Consider the following 20900-nt stretch of genomic DNA (forward strand, 5'->3'; position numbering starts at 1 on the left):
TGCCGTATACAATAAAAATAAAAAATCTGTTATTATAAAATAAAAATGAAAAATAAAAATGAAAAATGAAAAATATAAATGAAAAATATAAATTTTAAAATCAAAATAACCACCATATTGTTTGTTCTCTTGTTTACTCAGCAAAGTGCTATTGCACAAGAACAAATTGTTGAGATATACGGAACGGTAAAAGATATAAATTCACACGAACCATTATCAAGAGTTATTACAAAAATTAAAGATACTAAGATTTCAGAACCTACAAATCAAGAAGGCAAGTTTAGTATTAGTGGCAAACTTACATTTCCTTTGACTTTAGTTTTTTCAAATATTGGTTACACAAATAAAGAAGTCGAAGTTTTATCAGCTGAAAACGAAATAATAGTAGAATTAAATTCAGAACAAACAAAATTATCTGAAGTAGTGGTTACTTCAAGACGCCGGCAGGAAGTACTTCAAAATGTGCCTATTCCTATTGCGGTATTGAGTGCAACTCAAGTATCAGAATCAGGGTCGTGTAACGTTAATAGAGTAAAAGAACTAATACCGTCAGTTCAGTTATATTCATCAAATCCAAGAAATACAACTTTGAATATACGTGGGCTTGGTTCAACTTTCGGACTAACAAATGATGGTATAGATCCGGGTGTTGGTTTTTATGTGGATGGTGTTTATTATGCCCGTCCAGCAGCTACAACACTTGATTTTATTGATATTGAAAGAATTGAGGTTTTAAGAGGACCACAAGGAACTCTTTTTGGTAAAAATACAACAGCAGGAGCTTTTAATATTACCACAAAAAAACCAACTTTCAACACTTCTTTTGTGTCTGAAATTAGTTATGGCAACTATGGTTTTTTACAGGCTAAAAGTTCTATAAATGGTAAATTATTCAATAATGTTGCTGGTAGATTATCATTCTCTGGGACACAGCGTGATGGATTAATTGAAAATATTAGAACAGGAAAATATATCAATGATTTAAATAATTTAGGATTTAGAGGACAAATTTTATTTAAGTTGGGAGATAGAACGGAATTTTTACTGGCAGCAGATTATTCAAGACAACGCCCCGATGGTTATGCTCAAGTAATTGCTGGAGTAGTAAAAACACAACGTCCAGCTTACAGGCAATTTGATCAAATAATTTCAGATTTAGGTTACCAATTACCATCTCAAAACGCTTTTGATAGAAAGGTAGATCATGATACACCTTGGAAATCGGGAAATGATTTAGGTGGTATTTCATTAAATATTGAACACCAATTAGGAACTGGAAAATTAACATCTACAACTGCATTGCGTTATTGGGATTGGGATCCTTCAAATGACCGAGATTTTACAGGATTAGCAGTATTGACTAAATCTCAGGCCACTTCAAAACATCGGCAGTTATCTCAGGAAATAAGATATGCAGGAGACCTATCAGAAAAATTATCAGGAGTTTTTGGGATATATGTAATTGATCAGGATTTAAAATCAAACCCATACCATATTGAAGAATCGGGTGTGGCTCAATGGAGATTTTCACAAAGCACGACAAGTTCGGCTTGGGCAACACCAGGCTTATTTGAAGGATATGGTATTAGGACTCGTTCACAATTAAAAACTTTTAGTGGAGCAGCTTTTGGACAATTAGATTGGAAAATTTCCTCTTGTCTACATCTTTTACCTGGAATACGATTTAATTATGATGAAAAAGAAGTAGATTTTGAAAGAAAACCTTATGGAGGTCTAGAAACAACAGATCCACAATTATTAGCTTTGAAGAAACTAGTTTATTCTGATCAAGCATTTAAAGCCAATGTTTCTGACAGAAATTATTCTGGTCAATTAACCCTAAGTTATAAATTTTCTGATAAAATAAACTCATTTGCAACGTTTGCAAAAAGCTTTAAGCCTGTAGGAATAAATTTAGGAGGTTTACCTACTGCAAACGGAATAATTTTAACAGACTTAGCTGTTATCAGACCAGAAAAAGTGAAACATTACGAGATTGGAATTAAAACGAATCCAACAAATAAATCAAAATTAAACATAACTCTTTTTAATACAGAAATTAAAGACTTTCAAACCCAAGTTCAAACTGCCGAGTTAGGAGTAAATAGAGGTTATCTTGCCAATGCTGAAAAAGTAAGGGTTCGAGGTGTTGAGGTAGAAGGGAACCTAAAAGTTATTGCTAATTTTAATGTATTGGGAAGTGTGGCTTATACAGATGGTAAGTATATTTTATTCAAAAATGCTCCTGTGCCACTTGAAGAAACTGGAGTAACAAGTGCTTTTAAAGATGTTTCAGGCGAAATTTTACCAGGTATTTCTAAATGGACCGGTTCCCTTGGAGGTGAATATACAACTGCAACAAGATTTGTAAACTCAAAAGGAGATTTTTTTGTAGCACTAGATAATTATTTTAGATCAGAGTTTTCTTCAAGTCCTTCTCTTTCCAAATATTTGAATGTTGAGGGTTACGCTTTATTAAATACTCGATTTGGGTTTAGAACTCAAAACGGACTGTCATTTTCAATCTGGGGACGCAATATTTTGAATAAAGATTATTACGAACAACTATTACCTGCCGCAGGAAATGCTGGTCAATATGCAGCTGTGCTTGGTGAACCAACAACTTACGGAATTACTTTTAAATATGCTTTAAACTAGAAAACTTAAAGATAATAACCTAAAAACAAATAAATGCAAAACACTTTATTTCCAGTTTTTCTAAAAACAGAGACAGCTCATTTTTTAATCGTGGGAGGTGGTAATGTTGGTTTAGAAAAAGCAGAAACCTTATTAAAACAAAACTCTAGTATTAGATTGACAATAGTGGCGACTTATTTTCATCCAAAATTGACTAAAATAATAAGTCAGCATGAAAACATTTCTTTTTTTGAGCGTCCTTTTGAAGAAAAAGATATAGAAAATAAAGATTTTGTGATTATCACAACTGACAAGTCTGAAATTAATTTGGAAGTTAGAGAATTGGCAAAATCTAAAGGGATTAAAGTAAATGCTGCCGATCAACCAGATTTGTGTGACTTTTATTTAGGATCTATTGTTACTAAAGGAAATCTGAAAATCGCTATTTCTACCAATGGTAAATCGCCAGTTTTAGCAAGAAGAATGCGAGAATATTTCACCGAAGTTATTCCAGATAATATAGAAGATAATATTAATGATTTAAACAAGTTTAGAAGCAATCACAAAGGTAGTTTTCAAGAAAAATTGGCCGATTTAAATGAGATTACTTCGGGTTTTCAAAAAATTAAAAAACAGAAAAATTCAAAAAAATACAAACAATTGGCATTCACTTTGGCTGTTTCCTTCTCAATGTTATTTATTGGGTATGGTTTGTCGACAATTGTTTCTATTTCGGATGTAAAATATGGATTGAGCCACGTTCCAAATGAGTTTTACGGAATGTTATTGATTGGCTTTTTAGCGCAATTAGTAGATGGAGCAGTAGGATTAGGTTATGGTGTAACCTGTGCTACGAGTATGATGTTGTTAGGTATAAATTTGCCAGCCATTAGTGGAAGTATTCATACTGCCGAAATGTTTTCTAGTGGTGTTAGTGGTTATTCACATTATAAATTTGGTAATGTAAATAAAAAATTATTGCTATGGCTTGCAATTCCAGGAGTTTTTGGAGCCATAAGTGGTGCAATGTTGCTTATTTATTTAGGTAATAAATATGTCAAAATCGCTTATATTGTTTTGTCTATTTATACAATGATAATAGGTATAAGATTAATTATTCTTGCTTATAGAAAGGTTAAAGAAAAAAAGAAAATTGGCAATACTGGCTTTCTTGGTTTTTCTGGAGGTTTTTTAGATGCTTTTGGTGGTGGTGGTTGGGGTCCAATTGTAACTTCAACGTTATTGTCTAAAGGAAGAAAGTCAAATTATGTTGTAGGAACAGTGAGTTTGGCAGAATTTTTTGTTACTCTAGCTGCTGCGGTTACATTTTTTGCTTCATTAGGAGTAAGTCATTGGTATATTATTACGGGTCTTATTCTTGGAGGGATTACAGCGGCACCATTAGCAGCAAAATTAGCAGGAAAATTACCTCAGAAAACTGCTTTATTACTTGTTGCTACGCTGGTAATTGTTTTTAGTGTAAGAATTTTATTAAAAGTTTTTTAATTTTTTTAAACAAAGATAAAACGTCTTTTTAAAAGGCTTTATTTAGATTTATTTTCTATAAATCATAAATAAATTAAAATAAATTAGAAAATTTATCTAAAATATTTTTTCATTTAGAAAATAAATCTACATTTGCAAAATAAAATTATAAACGAAATGAAAATTACAATGTGCAATATGTGTCGTATGATGTCGGAAGATTCCGCAGAGCAACGCATTGCATCATTTTAATTTTTTAAAATATACAATCAAACCTCTGCTAATCGTAGAGGTTTTTTTATTTAAATCAAGTAATAGATTAAATTAAGTCTAAAAAAATAATTTTCAAAATGAATCTAATAGCAAATAAAATGATGATATGTTGTATGATGCGCATGTGCGCAATTCCCTGCTATTCCATAAAGCGAAAGAGATAATCTTTATTATAGTTCAAACTATAAGCCCTTTTGGAAAGCCATCCAAAAGGGCTTTTTTATTGCCTTAAAAATTCAAATAATATAAATAAATATCAAATTAATCTTTAAATCTAAACAAAATGAGCACACAAAAATTCGCAACAAACGCATTACACGCAGGACATGATGTTACTAAAAATGGAGGAACAAGAGCTGTTCCTATTTACCAAACATCATCTTATGTTTTTAATAATTCAGATCACGCAGCCAATTTATTTGGACTTGCCGAAGCGGGATTTATTTACACTCGATTAAACAATCCAACAAATGATGTTCTAGAACAACGGTTAGCTGCATTAGAAGGAGGAATAGGAGCAGTAGTAACAGCATCAGGAACCGCAGCACTTTCTACAGCTTTACTAGTGTTATTAAAATCAGGAGATCATATCGTCGCATCTAATAGTTTGTATGGTGGGACTTATAATTTACTTAAGGTTACTTTACCAAGATTAGGTATTACAACAACATTTGTAGATCCATCAAATCCTGAAAATTTTACTAAAGCGGCACAAGAAAATACAAGGGTGTTTTTTGCAGAAAGCTTAGGAAATCCAAAATTAGATGTATTGGATTTAAAAGCGATTTCAAAAGAAGCTAAAACATTTAAAGTTCCTTTTATTGTCGATAATACTGTTCCTTCACCGTATTTACTAAATCCAATTCAGCACGGAGCAGATATCGTAATTCATTCCTTGACTAAATATATTTCTGGAAACGGAACGTCTCTTGGTGGTGTCATTATCGATGCTGGAAATTTTGATTGGAGCAACGGAAAATTTCCTGAATTTACAGAACCATCAGCAGGTTATCACGGATTAGTATATCATGAAGCTTTAGGAAATGCTGCTTTTATTGCCAAAGTAAGGATTGAAGGATTACGTGATTTTGGTGCAGCTTTAAGCCCTTTCAATGCTTTTCAAATTATTCAAGGTTTGGAAACATTGCCTATTCGTGTTCAAAAACACAGCGAAAACGCTTTGGCATTAGCGCAATGGTTAGAAAGTCAAGAGGACATAGCTTGGGTAAATTATCCAGGGCTAAAATCTAGTAAATACTATGATTTAGCACAAGAATATTTACCAAAAGGACAAAATGGAGTCGTAACTTTTGGTTTAAAAGGAGGATTTGAGGCTGCCAAAAAAGTAGCGGATCAAACTAAATTATTCTCCCTTTTGGCAAATATTGGAGATACAAAATCGCTAATTATTCACCCAACAAGCACAACACACCAGCAACTTACAGACGAAGAGCAAGTTGCGACTGGGGTTACTAAAGATTTAATTCGTCTTTCGGTTGGTTTAGAAGATATCGAAGATTTAAAAGCTGATTTAAAAGCAGTTTTTGAAAACATTAAAAGTCCTCAGTTAGTATAAAATATTCGTTTGTTTTTTGTTTGTAAAACTGTCTTTGATAATCTGAATTTGTCAGAGGCAGTTTTCTATTAAGTTGTTTAAAATGGAAAAATTAAAAAAAATAATTATATCAGATTTTGTTACTGAAAGTGGAAAAATTCAAAAGAATTTACCTCTTTTTTATCAAATATTTGGTAAACCTATCGGAAAAGCACCTATAGTTTTGGTTAATCATGCACTTACTGGAAACTCTCAAGTGACCGATGAGAATGGTTGGTGGAAAGATTTAATTGGTAAAAATAAAACGATAGATACAAACTATTTTACCGTTTTAGCTTTTAATATTCCTGGAAACGGATATGACGGATTAAAAGAAAATCTAATTCATAATTATACCCATTTTACAGCTAGAGATATTGCTAAAATATTTTGGAAAGGATTAGTACAACTTCAAGTAGAAAACATTTTTTCGGTTATTGGTGGAAGTTTAGGTGGTGGAATTGCTTGGGAAATGGCAGTTATCAATCCCATTGCAATCGAAAATTTAATTCCCATTGCTTCAGATTGGAAAGCTTCGGATTGGGTTATTGCTAATACATTAATACAAGATGAAATTCTGAACAATTCTAATTATCCAATTCCTGATGCGAGATCACACGCCATGCTTTTGTATAGAACGCCACAATCATTAAAGCAAAAATTTAACAGGGAGAAAAACGATTTAAAAAATATATTTCAAATAGAAAGTTGGCTAATTCATCACGGAGAAAAATTACAAAAACGATTTCAATTGGCTTCATACAAAATGATGAACCATTTGATAAAAACAATCGATATTACCAGAAATAGAAAAGATTTTGTGACGGTTGCCAAAGTCATTCAATCTAATATTCACATTATAGCGGTCGATACCGATTATTTTTTTACCGCCGATGAAAACCGAGAAACCTATGAAGATTTGAAAAAAGTAAAGCAAAATGTGTTTTACAACGAAATTAAATCCATACACGGACACGACGCATTTCTGATAGAATACGAACAATTAAACGTCATTTTAAACAAGATTTTTATAACAAATAAACAAACAGCATAATGAAATGAGCATTACGAAATCGTGAATTAACTGCAAACGACACTATGCGAATTACATATGACCATTAAAAAACAATAAAAATATACATATGAAAATATTAAAATTTGGAGGAAAATCATTGACTCACGGAAACGGATTTGAGAAAACAATTGAAATTATTTTAGACAAAGTAAATAATAACAAAAAAATTGCCGTTGTAGTTTCGGCAATTGCAAATGCTACTGATGTATTAGAAGAAATTTTAGAAAAAGCAGTAAAAAAGGAAGCTTATTTAGAGCAGTTTTCAGCTTTTAAAAAATACCAACAAGCTAATTTTAAAGTAGACTTAACAGAAGAATTTCAGCTTTTAGAAAAAACTTTTGAAGGAGTTACTTTGTTGGGAGATTATAGCAAGAAAATAAAAGACAATGTTTTGGCTCAAGGCGAAGTTATTTCTGCCAAAGTTGTTACACAAGCATTGAAAGCAAAAGGAGTAAATGCCCACTTTTCAGATGCTCGTTTGCTCATAAAAACCGATGAAAATTTCGGAAATGCACAACCTTTAGATAGTTTGTCTAAAAAAAACGTCATTAATCATTTCAAACAAAATAACGGAACAACAGTAAATGTTATTACAGGATTTATAGGCTCAAACAATAATAATGACACAACGACTTTAGGTAGAAATGGTAGTAATTACACCGCTTCATTAATTGCAAATTATCTCGATGCTGAAGAATTACAAAATTATACACATGTTGACGGAATTTATACTGCTAATCCAGATTTGGTTTCCGATGCCAAAAAAATTGATTTTCTTTCTTTTAATGAAGCCAATGAGTTAGCAAATTTTGGAGCTACGATTCTTCATGCTAAAACGATTGTTCCTTTGTTAGAAAAAAATATTCCGCTTCGGGTTTTAAATACTTTCAATCACGAAAATAAAGGAACATTAATCACTTCTACTGCCGATAAAGAAGGAATAAAATCACTTTCGGTTTTAGAAAATGTAGCTTTAGTAAATCTTGAAGGAAGAGGACTTCTTGGGAAAACGGGCGTCGATGCACGTATTTTTAAAGTAATGGGTGACCATAACATTAGTGTGAGTATCATTTCTCAAGGTTCCTCTGAACGAGGAATTGGGATTGTTGTTGCTGCCGATAAAGCTTCGAAAGCGATTATCGAATTAGAAAAAGAATTTGAAAACGATTTTTATTCTAAAGATGTTAATAAAATTTCTGCAATAGATGATGTTTCGGTAATTTCTATTATTGGACAAGATTTAAGTACTTTCCACAAACCGTATTCGGCACTTATAAAAAATAAAATTGTACCGATTCTTTTTAATAATACGGTTACGGGAAAAAATGTGAGTTTAGTGGTTAATAAATCACAATTAAACAAAGCATTAAATGTGATTCATGGTGAGATTTTTGGAGTTTCAAAGAAAATAAATATTGCTGTTTTTGGTCATGGTTTGGTTGGAGGAACATTAATCAATCAAATTTTAAATTCGGCTTCAACCATAGAAAAACGGAAAGATATTAAACTTAATATTTTTGCTATTGCCAATTCTAAAAAGATAATACTAAACAAAAACGGAATCACTCAGGATTGGAAAAATGAAATCGAAAACAACGGGATTCCTTATACTATTCAGGGTGTTATTGCTTATGCTAATGAACATCATCTCGAGAATTTGATTGCCATAGACAATACGGCAAGTAGTAAATTTGTCGAAAATTATATCTCACTAGCAGAGCATAGTTTCGATTTAGTATCTTCAAATAAAGTGGCAAATACGTTGAGTTATGATTTCTATAAGAAAATAAGAAAAGCATTGGCAGATAATCAAAAGAATTATTTGTACGAAACTAACGTTGGTGCGGGTTTACCTCTTATCGATACCATTAAATTGCTACACCATTCAGGGGAAAATATCACTAAAATAAAAGGTGTTTTTTCAGGTTCATTGAGTTTTCTTTTCAATACTTTTTCGGCGAGTGATATCTCTTTCAGTGAAGCTTTAAAACAAGCTATTGCAAATGGTTATACTGAGCCAGATCCTAGAGAAGATTTATGTGGAAACGATGTAGCGAGAAAAGTTTTAATTTTAGCTAGAGAACTAGATTTGCAAAATGAATTTGAAGAAATTAATATTCAAAACTTAATTCCAGAGAATTTAAGACAAGGAGATAAAAACGATTTTTTAAGTAGATTATCCGAGCTCGATGTTATTTTTGCCAAAATAAAAACAGATCAAAAACCAAATCACGTTTTGCGATATGTGGGAGAACTGTCGGGTGATTTGCAAAAAGAAAAAGGAAATCTAGAAGTAAAATTAATTTCTGTTCCACTCGATACAGCTTTGGGACAACTAAAAGGTTCTGATTCTTTCTTTGAAATTTATACAGAATCTTATGGCGACAGACCTATTGTGATTCAGGGTGCAGGAGCAGGATCGGCAGTAACAGCAAGAGGTGTTTTTGGAGATATTTTGAGATTGTCAGAAAAAGGATAAAAATATGAAAATTACACTAAACAGAATAAATGACAATTATCATTTTCAACTAAAAAATGAAAGAGGTCACATCGTAGAATTAGACAATAAAACCGAATTTGGCGGTAACGATTTGGCACCAAGTCCAATGGAACTTTTATTGATGGGAGTTGCAGGTTGTAGCGCAATTGATATCATATCAATACTCAAAAAACAACGTCAGGAAATTACGTCTTATAAAACAGAAGTAGAAGGTATTCGAGAACAAATTGAAGAAGCAAAGCCTTTTAAAGAGATTACAGTAACTATTTTTTTAGAAGGAAATATTAATGAAGAGAAAGCGCTAAAAGCAGTTCAACTTTCTTTCGAAAAATATTGTTCTGTTTCTAAAACATTAGAACCAACAGCAAAAATCAACTATAAATTAAATTTAAATACACAAGAATTAAAATAACTACAAACAAAAAATAATCATGAAACGACTAAAACTATACATTTTTATTACTCTCTTAACAATACAAAGTATATGCTGTCAAACACATCAATTTAATAGCCCAATTGTATTAGCTTATTTTCCATCTTATTCTGAAACATGGACTTCAAGTAACCAAAATTCAAAACTAAGAGAAATTCCTTCTTATGTAAATTATGTGTTCTTGGCTTTTGCGAAACCAGATTTAACCTATGTTAGAAATTCATTTGATATAACTGGAACAGGAATAGAAGTTCCTTATAATGGATGTACTTTAAAAGAGAGTGTTTCGGCACTAAAAGCAAAAGGGATAAATGTCATTTTATCTATTGGTGGTGAAACTTATTGGAATACTAATGTGTATTCAAATATCAATTATCAACAAATTAAAGATTTGGTTGACGATATTGGTTTCATAGGAATCGATTGGGATTTTGAACCAGACGGCTCATTTCAACAGATAGGGAATACTACAAATGTCCAGCATTTTATAGATTTTTTTACAAATTCAAGAGCTGTTATGCCAAGAAATGCGGGTTATGTTTTAGCATGTGCTCCTGCAGGAGTAGGAGCGCTAGGCGGAGTTATTAATAATGATGTAATATCTCCATTTAGTTTTCAAAACAGAGGTGTTTTAACTGGCGAAACAGATGCGAATTTATACAATGGAGCAGTTATAACCAACGGGATTAATTTGTATGGATTTGGATCTACAGGTCATATGATACCCGTGTTGCAAGCAGTAGGAGATAAAATAGACATTATTGCTTATCAGGGATATAATACGGGAGCAAGTACAAATAGAAGTATAATGTACGATTCATATGCTTATTATGCAGAAATATATGGTTTTAAAGTTGCAGCAGGAGTGCATTATCCGAACGAGCCATGGGGACCATATTATACTTATACGCATCAAAATATAGCTGAATTATCTAGTCACATAAAAAACTATTCACAAAGAGTAAATGATAATGATGGTATAATGTTATGGCAATTACTAATGACAGGAACAGGTAGCTCAGGTTATTCTTATATGAATGTAGCTAGTAAAGTATTAAATGGAATTAGTACTTCTACCGCTGTTACAGAAGCCAATATTTATAGCTTATCTCCATATACAGGTGGTGCTATTGGTTGTTCTTCAATAACAAATCCAACAACTTATTGTGGTTATTCGCTTTATAATCCAGTTCAGTCATACGCTACTGCAAACACAAATGTTTTTTATAATTGTAAAATTTGGAAAAACCAATGGTGGGCAAATGCGAATGAAATTCCTGGAGAAAATTCTGTTTGGACACTTGTAAGTAATTGTAATGAAGGCATTGGTTGTACTTTAAATAATTCAGAATTTACTTTTAAAAATAAATTATACGTTTACATAGAACCAAATGATTTAGTAATTAAATTGGATGATAATTCAATAAAAATAGATGGAATTGAAATATATAACATACAAGGACAAAAAGTTTTACAAAGACAAGAATCAAATAAAATATACAGATTAGATAAAAATAGTCTACCAAAAGGAATCTATATTATTAAAGGCAATATTGAAGGAGAAACATATTTACTAAAATCAATTTTATATTAAAAAAAATGAATCAAGAAAATTTTGGTTTCGAAACTCAAGCCATACGAACACAATTAGAACGAACACAATATTTAGAGCATTCAGTTCCTTTATACCTTTCTTCCAGTTTCGTTTTTGAAGACACCGAAGATATGCGGACTTCCTTTGCTGAGGAGAAAGACAGGAATATTTATAGCCGTTTTAGCAATCCTAACACCACAGAGTTTGTCGAGAAAATATGCAAAATGGAAGGGGCGGAATCGGGCTATGCTTTTGCAACTGGAATGGCGGCTGTTTATGCTACTTTTGCAGCTTTGCTAAATACAGGGGATCATATTGTTTCGGCAAGTAGTGTTTTTGGTTCAACTCATACCTTATTTACTAAGTATTTTCCAAAATGGAATATCGAAACTTCCTATTTTGATATCAATAATCCTGAAACAATCGAAAGTTTTATCAAACCAAATACTAAAATCCTTTTCGCCGAATCGCCAACCAATCCTGCCGTAGATATTATCGATTTAGAATTATTAGGAAAAATTGCTAAAAAGTACAACTTGATTTTAATTATCGACAACTGTTTTGCAACACCATATATTCAAAATCCGGTGCAATTTGGAGCACATTTAGTAGTGCATTCTGCTACAAAACTAATTGATGGTCAAGGACGTGTGCTTGGCGGTATAACTGTAGGACGTGAAGATTTAATCAGAGAAATTTATTTATTTTCTAGAAATACAGGGCCGTCATTATCACCGTTCAACGCTTGGATTTTATCTAAAAGCTTAGAAACATTAGCTGTAAGAGTAGAAAAGCATTGTGAAAATGCCTTAAAAGTTGCTCAGTTTTTAGAAAACCATCCCAAGGTAAAAAAAGTAAAATATCCGTTTCTTAAATCACATCCGCAATACGAAATCGCAAAAAAACAAATGCGATTGGGTGGCAATATTGTGGCTTTCGAAATTGAAGGTGGAATAGAAGCAGGGCGACAATTTTTAGACAAAATTCAATTGTGTTCTCTTTCTGCAAATCTGGGAGACACACGAACAATCGTCACACATCCCGCTTCTACAACGCATAGTAAATTGACTGCCGACGAACGATTGGCCGTAAGTATCACCAACGGTTTAGTTCGAGTTTCTGTAGGATTAGAAACAGTAACCGATGTAATAAATGATTTAAATCAAGCACTAAGCTAGTGTAGAAAATAAATCTAGCTTAAAGGAATAAAATAGATTTATTTTCTATTTTATAAATAAATAAAATCATTTTACGGAAAATCTTTCAAAATAAAATATTATTACTACATTTGCACTGTTCATGTATTTATTGATTTGTTATCACGAAAGCTGGAGGGATTAGACCCAACGAAAGCTTAGCAACCCTTTACCATAAAGAAGGTGCTACATTCTATTCCGATTTATCGGAAACAGATAACCACGAGAATTCTCTCTCACTTTCCCATAACATTTTGTATTTCTAAGAACTAATTTCTGTCATACTGAGCTTGTCGAAGTATCAGAAGCTATTCCTGCTATCCGTTACAATCTTTTTTTCGGCGAAAAGCCTCAAAAAAGGATTTCCACTGCTATCAGGGCTAGGGCATTCGTGTCTAAATTAGCATTATATTAAAAATTAAACTTTGCGAACCTTGCGAAAACCTTTGCGAACTTTGCGGTTAAGAAATAAATTATGTTAACAATACAACAAGCCATACAAGAAAGAATCCTTGTTCTCGACGGAGCTATGGGAACGATGCTGCAACGCAATAACTTCTCCGAAGAAGATTTTCGCGGCGAACGATTTAAAGATTTTCCACATCCATTAAAAGGAAACAACGATTTATTATCCATTACACAACCCGAAGCGGTCAAAGAAGTTCATAGACAATATTTCCAAGCAGGAGCAGATATTGTCGAAACCAATACATTTTCAGGAACCACTATCGGAATGGCCGACTACCATCTCGAAGATTTAGTTTACGAGCTAAATTTTCAATCCGCAAAAATAGCTCGTGAAGTGGCAAATGAGTTTACCGACAAACCAAGATTTGTTGCGGGTTCCATTGGGCCAACAAATAGAACCGCTTCCATGTCTCCAGACGTAAACGATCCGGGCTTTCGTGCCGTCACTTTCGACGATTTACGAATAGCATACAAACAACAAGTAGAAGCCTTAATCGACGGTGGTTGCGATGTACTTATGGTGGAAACTATTTTTGATACACTAAATGCAAAAGCAGCACTTTTTGCCATCGAAGAAGTAAAAGAAGAACGAAATATCGATATTCCAGTCATGGTTTCAGGAACAATAACAGATGCTTCAGGAAGAACACTTTCGGGGCAAACCGTAGAAGCTTTTTTAATTTCTATAGCACATATTCCATTATTGAGTATTGGTTTCAACTGTGCTTTAGGTGCTGATCAGTTAAAACCATATCTAAAAAGGCTGTCCAGAAATACGGCATTGAATATATCTGCACACCCCAATGCTGGTTTACCCAATGCCTTTGGACAATATGATCAAACTCCACAAGAAATGCAACAATTGATTCGAGAATATTTGCAAGAAAATCTAATCAATATTATTGGAGGTTGCTGCGGCACAACACCAGAACATATCAAATTAATCGCAGAAGTAGCAGCGCAATTCAAACCGAGAAAATAATCCAATCTTACCCTTGCAGGGTTCAAAACCTTGCAAGGGTTAATTAGAAAAAAATGTCAAGAACTAATAAAATAAATTTACAGCTTTCAGGTTTAGAACCGCTTTTCGTTACCGAAGAATCTATTTTCGTAAACGTCGGAGAACGCACTAATGTTACTGGGTCACGTAAATTCCTTCGGTTAATAAAAGAGGAGAAATACGAAGAAGCTCTTTCAGTAGCCAGAGAACAAGTAGAAGGTGGTGCGCAAATTATCGATGTCAATATGGATGAAGGAATGCTTGACGGGGTTTATGCCATGACAAAATTCTTAAACCTTATTGCTGCAGAACCTGATATTGCTCGAGTTCCTGTTATGATTGATAGTTCTAAATGGGAAATTATCGAAGCAGGATTGAAAGTAATTCAAGGGAAAGGAGTTGTCAATTCTATTTCCTTAAAAGAAGGCGAAGCGACTTTCATTCACCACGCTAAATTAGTAAAACGTTACGGAGCAGCTGTTATTGTGATGGCTTTCGACGAAAATGGTCAAGCCGATACTTACAAAAGACGTATCGAAATTTGTAAACGATCGTATGATATTTTAGTCGATACTGTTGGTTTTCCTGCTCAAGATATTATTTTCGATCCCAACATATTTCCTGTCGCTACAGGCATGGACGAACACAAGCTAAATGCACTTGATTTTTTCAGAGCCACAAAATGGATTCGTGAAAATCTGCCGTATGCCAATATTTCTGGTGGTGTAAGCAATGTTTCTTTTTCGTTTAGAGGGAATGACAAAGTGCGTGAAGCGATGCATTCCGCATTTTTATATCATGCCATTCAAAACGGGATGACTATGGGAATTGTGAATCCTGAAATGTTGGAAATTTATGATGAAATAGACAAAGTTTTATTAGAACACGTTGAAGACGTTTTGTTAAATAGAAGAGAAGACGCTACCGAACGATTGTTAGATTTAGCCGAAACTTTCAAAGGTGATTTCAAAATCAATGAAAAAGCGATTCAAGAATGGAGAAATGGTTCAATTCAAGAGCGATTAACGCATTCACTTGTAAAAGGAATCGACGAATTTATAGAAATAGATGTAGAAGAAGCCAGAGCCACTTCTGAAAAAGCCATTGATGTCATCGAAATTAATTTGATGGCTGGGATGAATGTGGTGGGAGATTTATTTGGAAGCGGAAAAATGTTTTTGCCACAAGTTGTAAAATCGGCACGAGTAATGAAAAAAGCAGTTGCTTATTTATTGCCCTTTATCGAAGCTCAAAAAGATGGAAAATCGTCGTCGGCAGGTAAAGTTTTGATGGCAACGGTAAAAGGCGATGTACATGATATTGGAAAAAATATTGTTGCTGTAGTTTTAGGATGTAATAACTTTGAAATTATCGATTTAGGGGTAATGGTTTCTCCGGAAAAAATAATCGAAACGGCTATCAAAGAAAATGTAGATATTATTGGTTTGAGTGGACTAATCACTCCTTCACTAGATGAGATGGTTTATTTAGCCAAAGAAATGGAAAAATTGAACATCAAAATTCCAATAATGATAGGTGGTGCAACCACTTCACGTGCCCATACTGCCGTAAAAATTGCTCCAGAATATTCAGAAACAGTAGTACATGTTAACGATGCGTCTAGAGCGGTTACTGTGGCTAGTCATTTATTGCAGTCAGAAACAAAGATAGCATACTCTAAAACCGTTCGAGAAGAATACGATAAACTCCGTGATGGTTATTTGAACAGAAGTCGAGACAAAAATTTCTTATCAATTGCCGAAGCACGTAAAAATAAATTACAATTGGATTGGGGTAATTTCACCCCAGTGAAACCTAATTTTATTGGTACAAAAATAATCGAAGTTGCCTTGCAAGAATTGGTAGATTACATCGATTGGACACCGTTTTTTAGCTCATGGGAATTGTACGGAAAATATCCCGCGATTCTTACCGATGAGGTAGTGGGAGAACAAGCAACGGCTTTATTTATAGATGCTCAAAAAATGCTTAACGACTTAATTTCCGAAAATTGGCTAACGGCCAAAGGGATTTTAGGAATTTATCCCGCAAACCAAGTAAATGACGATGATATTCAAGTTTTTGATGAAAACGGAAAAGAATTAGTCAAATTTTTAACGTTACGTCAGCAATCTCAAAAAACGGTGGGCGCTCCAAATATAGCGTTGTCCGATTTTATAGCGCCAAAAGAATTGAAACAGGATTATTTCGGATGCTTTTGTGTCACTACTGGTTTTGGTGTCGATGAAAAAGCGGCAGAATTCGAAAAACAATTAGACGATTATAATTCGATTTTGATTAAAGCCTTAGGTGATAGATTAGCGGAAGCATTTGCCGAATACTTACACTTAAAAGTTCGTAAAGAAATTTGGGGTTATGCTTCCGATGAAAATTTATCCAACCAAGATTTAATTTCAGAAGAATACAAAGGAATCAGACCAGCTCCAGGTTATCCAGCCTGTCCAGATCATTTAGAAAAACCAACGATTTGGAAATTGTTAAATGTAGAAGAAAACATTGGTGTCAAACTGACCGAAAGTATGGCGATGTGGCCAGCATCATCCGTCTCAGGATATTATTTTGCCAATCCAGAAAGTAAATATTTTGGTCTGGGGAAAATAAAAGAAGATCAAGTAATTGATTATGCCAAACGAAGAGGAATTTCTACCGAAATGGCAACAAAATGGCTTTCGCCGAATATAGCAGATTAATGATTTTAGCAATTTCAATTCTAAAATCATAATTCTAAAATCTAAAATTTAAAAATGAAAGTAACACAACATATAGAAAACGCCCAAGGAAAACCACTTTTTTCTTTCGAAATATTACCACCGCTAAAAGGACAAAACATACAATCTATTTTTGATAGTATTGACCCATTAATGGAATTTAATCCACCATTTATAGATGTAACTTATCATCGAGAAGAATACGAATACAAGGAATTACCTAGCGGATTATTAGAAAAAAAGATTGTAAAAAAACGACCAGGAACGGTTGGAATTTGTGCAGCTATTCAAAATAAATACCATGTAGATGCTATTCCCCATATTTTGTGTGGCGGTTTTAACAGAGAAGACACAGAGAATTTGCTAATAGATTTAGATTTTTTAGGTATAGATAACGTGGTGGCTTTGCGTGGCGATGCTTTAAAAAATGAAATTTATTTTAAGGCAGAAAAAGCAGGAAACCAATACGCATCAGAATTGGTTACACAAATTGCCAACTTAAACAAAGGAATTTATCTCGATGAAGATTTACAAAACTCATCATCGACCAACTTTTGTATAGGAATTGCAGGTTATCCCGAAAAACACATGGAAGCACCAAGTGTAGATAGCGATATTCATTTCTTAAAACAAAAGATAAAAAACGGAGCAGAATATATCATCACGCAAATGTTTTTCGATAATAAAAAATTCTTCGATTTTGTGGCAAAATGCCGTGCGGCAGGAATTACCGTTCCTATTATTCCAGGACTAAAACCTATTGCGACAAAAAAACAATTAAACCTTATTCCGCATCGATTCAGTGTGCAATTACCTGACGATTTAATCATGGCAGTAGTCAAAGCTAACGATAACGAAGCAGTAAAACAAATAGGAATCGAGTGGTGTACTCAACAAAGTAAGGAATTGGTTGAAGCAGGAATTCCTGTTTTACATTATTATTCTATGGGGAAAGCCGAAAATATCAAAGAGATTGCAAAGGCAATTTTTTAGATTAGCATTGTATTTTAGAAAGTATGTAGAAAATAAATAAAACTGGTATTAATATAATAGAAAGTGCAATTGCAGAAGTCAGTATGTAAAATTTTGGTTTGTGTTTGAATAACAAAAAAATAGCTAAAAAGTTTGCTGTTAGTGCAAATATTTCCCATAAAATTATAAAAGGACTATCAATAAAATTGAATGTAATAGCGATAACTAATGTTGAAATTTCTAGAATTAAAACTGTAATTATATTTTTGTTTAAGTTCTCTCTCATCAATATAATTACTTCGTCATTTCTCTAAAAATACTTTCTAAATTTTTATTTTTCAAATTTAACTGCAAAGTTTTTAGTCCATTTTCATGAGCAAAATCAAAAACTACGGGACGCATATCGGTCTCGGTAGCAAAAGAGAGTTCCCAAACCAAATCATGTAGTTTTTTATATGTTTTGATATTGGGTAAATTATCAAATAGTTTTTCGTCAATAGTTTTGTCAAATTCAACTTCTATGATTTGTTCTGTTTTTTCCGAAACTAACAAGTCAAGATTTTTATCGGTCACAATTTTTCCGTGATTGATGATGATAACTCTATCGCAAATGGCCTCCACTTCTTGCATAATGTGTGTCGATAAGAAAACCGTTTTATCTTTACCAATATTTTTTATCAAATCCCGAATTTCAACCAGTTGGTTTGGGTCTAATCCAGTCGTTGGTTCATCCAAAATTAAAACATCAGGATTGTGTAAAAGAGCAGTTGCTAATCCTACGCGCTGACGATAACCTTTAGATAATTGCCCTATTTTTTTATGACTTTCTGGCGATAAACCAGTTAAAACAATCACTTCTTCAATACGCGATTTAGCCACTTTATAAACATCTGCATTAAAAGCCAAATATTCTCGAACATACAAATCTAAATACAACGGATTATGTTCTGGCAAATACCCAACCGATTTCTGAACATCTAATTGGTTTGTATTTACATCAAATCCATTTACCACCGCCGAACCTTCATCAGCATTGATATAAGTTGTTAAAATTTTCATTAAAGTCGATTTTCCTGCGCCATTTGGACCAAGAAATCCTACGATTTCTCCTTTTTTTATTGAGAAAGAAACATTATCTAACGCTTTTTGCGTTCCGTAATTTTTAGAAATATTTTGAACTTCAATTGACATAATTCGTGATTTGTAGCAAAAGTAAACAGAAAATAAATTAATTAAATAATTTTTGGTAAATAATAACATATAACCTTATTTTTACTAAAAATGGATTCAACTTTTTAAATCGGATTCATTAAAAAAAATTAAAATTATGAAGAAAAGTATTTCTATTTTTTTACTTCTCGGACAAATTGTTTTTGGACAAGAGAAATTTAATATTCAAAAAGAAGAAGTTAAGAGAATTGAATCAGAATTGTCATCTGATAAAATGCAAGGAAGAGAAATTTTTACCTCAGGTATAGACTCAGCCTCTATTTTTATAGAAAAGGAGTTCAAGAAAATCGGGCTTTCTAATTATGGAGATTTAAAGAATTACAGGCAGGAATTTGTTGTAAAAGGAAAACAAGCCAATAATGTAATAGGTGTTTTGCTCGGAAAATCGAAACCAAATGAATTTGTTATTTTTTCAGCACATTACGATCATTTAGGATTAAAAAATTCGGGAGATGATAAAGTCTATAATGGCGCAAATGATGATGCTTCAGGTGTCACGGCGGTTATTACTTTAGCTAAATACTTCAAAGAGTTAAATGAAAATGAGAGAACTATCATTTTTGTTGCATTTACAGGAGAAGAAGTGGGTGGTTTTGGCTCTAAATATTTCACTCAAGGCATAAATCCGGATACTGTTATTGCTATGTTTAATATTGAAATGATTGGTACTGAAAGTAAATGGGGCAAAAATTCTGCTTATATCACTGGTTTTGAAAAGTCAGATTTTGGAAAAATTTTGCAAAAAAATCTTAAAGACTCTAATTTTTCATTCAATCCAGATCCATATCCGACAGAGCAACTTTTTTATAGATCTGACAATGCTAGATTAGCAGCAGTTGGTGTTCCGGCGCATACCATTTCTACATCTAAAATGGATTCGGAGCCTAATTATCATCAATTAAGTGATGAGATTTCAACACTCGATTTAGATAACATGTCCGAAATTATAAAATCAATTGCAATTAGCTCCAAAAGTATAATTAACGGAATGGATACACCATCAAGAGTAGAAAAATTATAGGTTTTTATAAATAATAAAGAAAAACAAACATTCGAAACATTTTTTCACTAAGTTTGTCTTTCAAATCGCTCATAAAAGCAATGAATACAAATAATACATTTTTTAGCAACAATTCTTTTTATTTCTATTGGAACATAGGAAGGGATTGTTATATGGTTATTTGATTAGAAAATTAAATTAATAATTATAATTATACAATCCCGATGTTTTCATCGGGATTTTTTTTTGCTTACATGGAAACAAAAATCGCAATTCAGGGAATTAAAGGCTCATTTCACCATCAGGTTGCAAATGAATTTTTTAACGAAACAACTTCGCTTGATGAATGTATGTCATTTGAAAGTTTAGTAACGAGTATTAAAGAGAATAAATCTCAAAAAGCAATCATGGCTTTAGAAAACTCTATTGCAGGTTCAATAATCCCAAATTATGCGCTGATTGATACCAACGATTTACATATTATTGGAGAGCATTATCTAGATATTCACATGAATTTGATGGTTATTAAAGGTCAGAAAATTGAAGATATTAAAGAGGTTCATTCGCATCCCATCGCGTTGTTGCAATGCGCTGTTTTTTTTAAGCAATATCCTCATATTAAATTAGTTGAAAGTGTAGATACTGCTGAGACAGCTCAACGAATTAAAAAAGAAAATCTATTAGGAATAGGTGCAGTTGCCAGCCCAATTGCTG

At 32.8% G+C, this 20900-nt stretch carries 14 protein-coding genes and 1 riboswitch; of the genes, 13 read left to right on the forward strand and 1 reads right to left on the reverse strand.

Translation table 11 applies throughout. The features are described 5' to 3' along the window. Nucleotides 1–78 precede the first annotated feature (78 nt). From ACKVOV_RS12800 to metF, 11 genes are all read left to right on the forward strand, one after another. Nucleotides 79–2658 carry a TonB-dependent receptor gene (locus tag ACKVOV_RS12800; protein ID WP_409207152.1) on the forward strand — a complete coding sequence of 860 codons (2580 nt, stop codon included), beginning with the start codon at nucleotides 79–81 and terminating at the stop codon, nucleotides 2656–2658. Nucleotides 2659–2691: 33 nt separating this feature from the next. Further along, entirely contained in the window at nucleotides 2692–4143 is a 1452-nt protein-coding gene (locus ACKVOV_RS12805; RefSeq protein WP_409207153.1) for a TSUP family transporter, read from the forward strand. A gap of 535 nt (nucleotides 4144–4678) precedes the next feature. Next, the gene (locus ACKVOV_RS12810; protein ID WP_409207154.1) at nucleotides 4679–5971 is read left to right on the forward strand and encodes an O-acetylhomoserine aminocarboxypropyltransferase/cysteine synthase family protein; all 1293 of its coding nucleotides are present in this window, start codon (nucleotides 4679–4681) and stop codon (nucleotides 5969–5971) included. An 82-nt stretch (nucleotides 5972–6053) separates the two neighbouring features. Then, entirely contained in the window at nucleotides 6054–7043 is a 990-nt protein-coding gene (locus tag ACKVOV_RS12815; protein ID WP_409207155.1) for an alpha/beta fold hydrolase, read from the forward strand. A gap of 88 nt (nucleotides 7044–7131) precedes the next feature. Beyond that, on the forward strand, nucleotides 7132–9543 hold the full coding sequence (gene thrA, locus ACKVOV_RS12820; protein ID WP_409207156.1) for a bifunctional aspartate kinase/homoserine dehydrogenase I: 2412 nt from the start codon (nucleotides 7132–7134) through the stop codon (nucleotides 9541–9543). 4 nt (nucleotides 9544–9547) lie between these two features. Beyond that, on the forward strand, nucleotides 9548–9976 hold the full coding sequence (locus ACKVOV_RS12825) for an OsmC family protein (RefSeq protein ID WP_409207157.1): 429 nt from the start codon (nucleotides 9548–9550) through the stop codon (nucleotides 9974–9976). Between the two features lie 19 nt (nucleotides 9977–9995). Further along, nucleotides 9996–11591, forward strand: coding sequence for a T9SS type A sorting domain-containing protein (locus ACKVOV_RS12830; RefSeq protein WP_409207158.1), 1596 nt, complete (start codon nucleotides 9996–9998; stop codon nucleotides 11589–11591). A 5-nt stretch (nucleotides 11592–11596) separates the two neighbouring features. After that, nucleotides 11597–12769 carry a trans-sulfuration enzyme family protein gene (locus tag ACKVOV_RS12835; protein WP_409207159.1) on the forward strand — a complete coding sequence of 391 codons (1173 nt, stop codon included), beginning with the start codon at nucleotides 11597–11599 and terminating at the stop codon, nucleotides 12767–12769. A 135-nt stretch (nucleotides 12770–12904) separates the two neighbouring features. After that, nucleotides 12905–13010, forward strand: a riboswitch (SAM riboswitch). A gap of 252 nt (nucleotides 13011–13262) precedes the next feature. Continuing rightward, nucleotides 13263–14237 carry a homocysteine S-methyltransferase family protein gene (locus ACKVOV_RS12840; protein ID WP_409207160.1) on the forward strand — a complete coding sequence of 325 codons (975 nt, stop codon included), beginning with the start codon at nucleotides 13263–13265 and terminating at the stop codon, nucleotides 14235–14237. 53 nt (nucleotides 14238–14290) lie between these two features. Further along, nucleotides 14291–16966: a methionine synthase gene (metH, locus tag ACKVOV_RS12845; protein ID WP_409207161.1), complete on the forward strand. Its 2676-nt coding sequence runs from the start codon at nucleotides 14291–14293 to the stop codon at nucleotides 16964–16966. 54 nt (nucleotides 16967–17020) lie between these two features. Beyond that, a complete protein-coding gene (gene metF / locus ACKVOV_RS12850) occupies nucleotides 17021–17977 on the forward strand; it encodes a methylenetetrahydrofolate reductase [NAD(P)H] (protein ID WP_409207162.1) in 957 nt (318 codons plus the stop codon). A 273-nt stretch (nucleotides 17978–18250) separates the two neighbouring features. Here the strand turns inward: metF and gldA are convergent, their stop codons facing one another. Further along, a complete protein-coding gene (gene gldA / locus ACKVOV_RS12855; protein ID WP_409207163.1) occupies nucleotides 18251–19147 on the reverse strand; it encodes a gliding motility-associated ABC transporter ATP-binding subunit GldA in 897 nt (298 codons plus the stop codon). Nucleotides 19148–19283: 136 nt separating this feature from the next. On the opposite strand from gldA, the gene ACKVOV_RS12860 reads away from it, so the two are divergent. Together ACKVOV_RS12860 and ACKVOV_RS12865 are read left to right on the forward strand one after the other, a co-directional pair. Further along, a complete protein-coding gene (locus ACKVOV_RS12860; protein ID WP_409207164.1) occupies nucleotides 19284–20207 on the forward strand; it encodes a M28 family metallopeptidase in 924 nt (307 codons plus the stop codon). A 233-nt stretch (nucleotides 20208–20440) separates the two neighbouring features. After that, nucleotides 20441–20900: prephenate dehydratase domain-containing protein (locus ACKVOV_RS12865; protein WP_409207165.1), on the forward strand; the 460-nt coding region annotated here is incomplete at its 3' end.

This window comes from Flavobacterium sp., assembly GCF_046153165.1.
GTDB lineage: Bacteria > Bacteroidota > Bacteroidia > Flavobacteriales > Flavobacteriaceae > Flavobacterium.

Excerpts from the sequence above, each read along its gene's own strand:
- ACKVOV_RS12800 (WP_409207152.1), top strand. The coding sequence starts at position 79 with ATGAAAAATATAAATTTTAAAATCAAAATAACCACCATATTGTTTGTT.
- ACKVOV_RS12805 (WP_409207153.1), top strand. The coding sequence starts at position 2,692 with ATGCAAAACACTTTATTTCCAGTTTTTCTAAAAACAGAGACAGCTCAT.
- ACKVOV_RS12810 (WP_409207154.1), top strand. The coding sequence starts at position 4,679 with ATGAGCACACAAAAATTCGCAACAAACGCATTACACGCAGGACATGAT.
- ACKVOV_RS12815 (WP_409207155.1), top strand. The coding sequence starts at position 6,054 with ATGGAAAAATTAAAAAAAATAATTATATCAGATTTTGTTACTGAAAGT.
- thrA (WP_409207156.1), top strand. The coding sequence starts at position 7,132 with ATGAAAATATTAAAATTTGGAGGAAAATCATTGACTCACGGAAACGGA.
- ACKVOV_RS12825 (WP_409207157.1), top strand. The coding sequence starts at position 9,548 with ATGAAAATTACACTAAACAGAATAAATGACAATTATCATTTTCAACTA.
- ACKVOV_RS12830 (WP_409207158.1), top strand. The coding sequence starts at position 9,996 with ATGAAACGACTAAAACTATACATTTTTATTACTCTCTTAACAATACAA.
- ACKVOV_RS12835 (WP_409207159.1), top strand. The coding sequence starts at position 11,597 with ATGAATCAAGAAAATTTTGGTTTCGAAACTCAAGCCATACGAACACAA.
- ACKVOV_RS12840 (WP_409207160.1), top strand. The coding sequence starts at position 13,263 with ATGTTAACAATACAACAAGCCATACAAGAAAGAATCCTTGTTCTCGAC.
- metH (WP_409207161.1), top strand. The coding sequence starts at position 14,291 with ATGTCAAGAACTAATAAAATAAATTTACAGCTTTCAGGTTTAGAACCG.
- metF (WP_409207162.1), top strand. The coding sequence starts at position 17,021 with ATGAAAGTAACACAACATATAGAAAACGCCCAAGGAAAACCACTTTTT.
- gldA (WP_409207163.1), bottom strand. The coding sequence starts at position 19,147 with ATGTCAATTGAAGTTCAAAATATTTCTAAAAATTACGGAACGCAAAAA.
- ACKVOV_RS12860 (WP_409207164.1), top strand. The coding sequence starts at position 19,284 with ATGAAGAAAAGTATTTCTATTTTTTTACTTCTCGGACAAATTGTTTTT.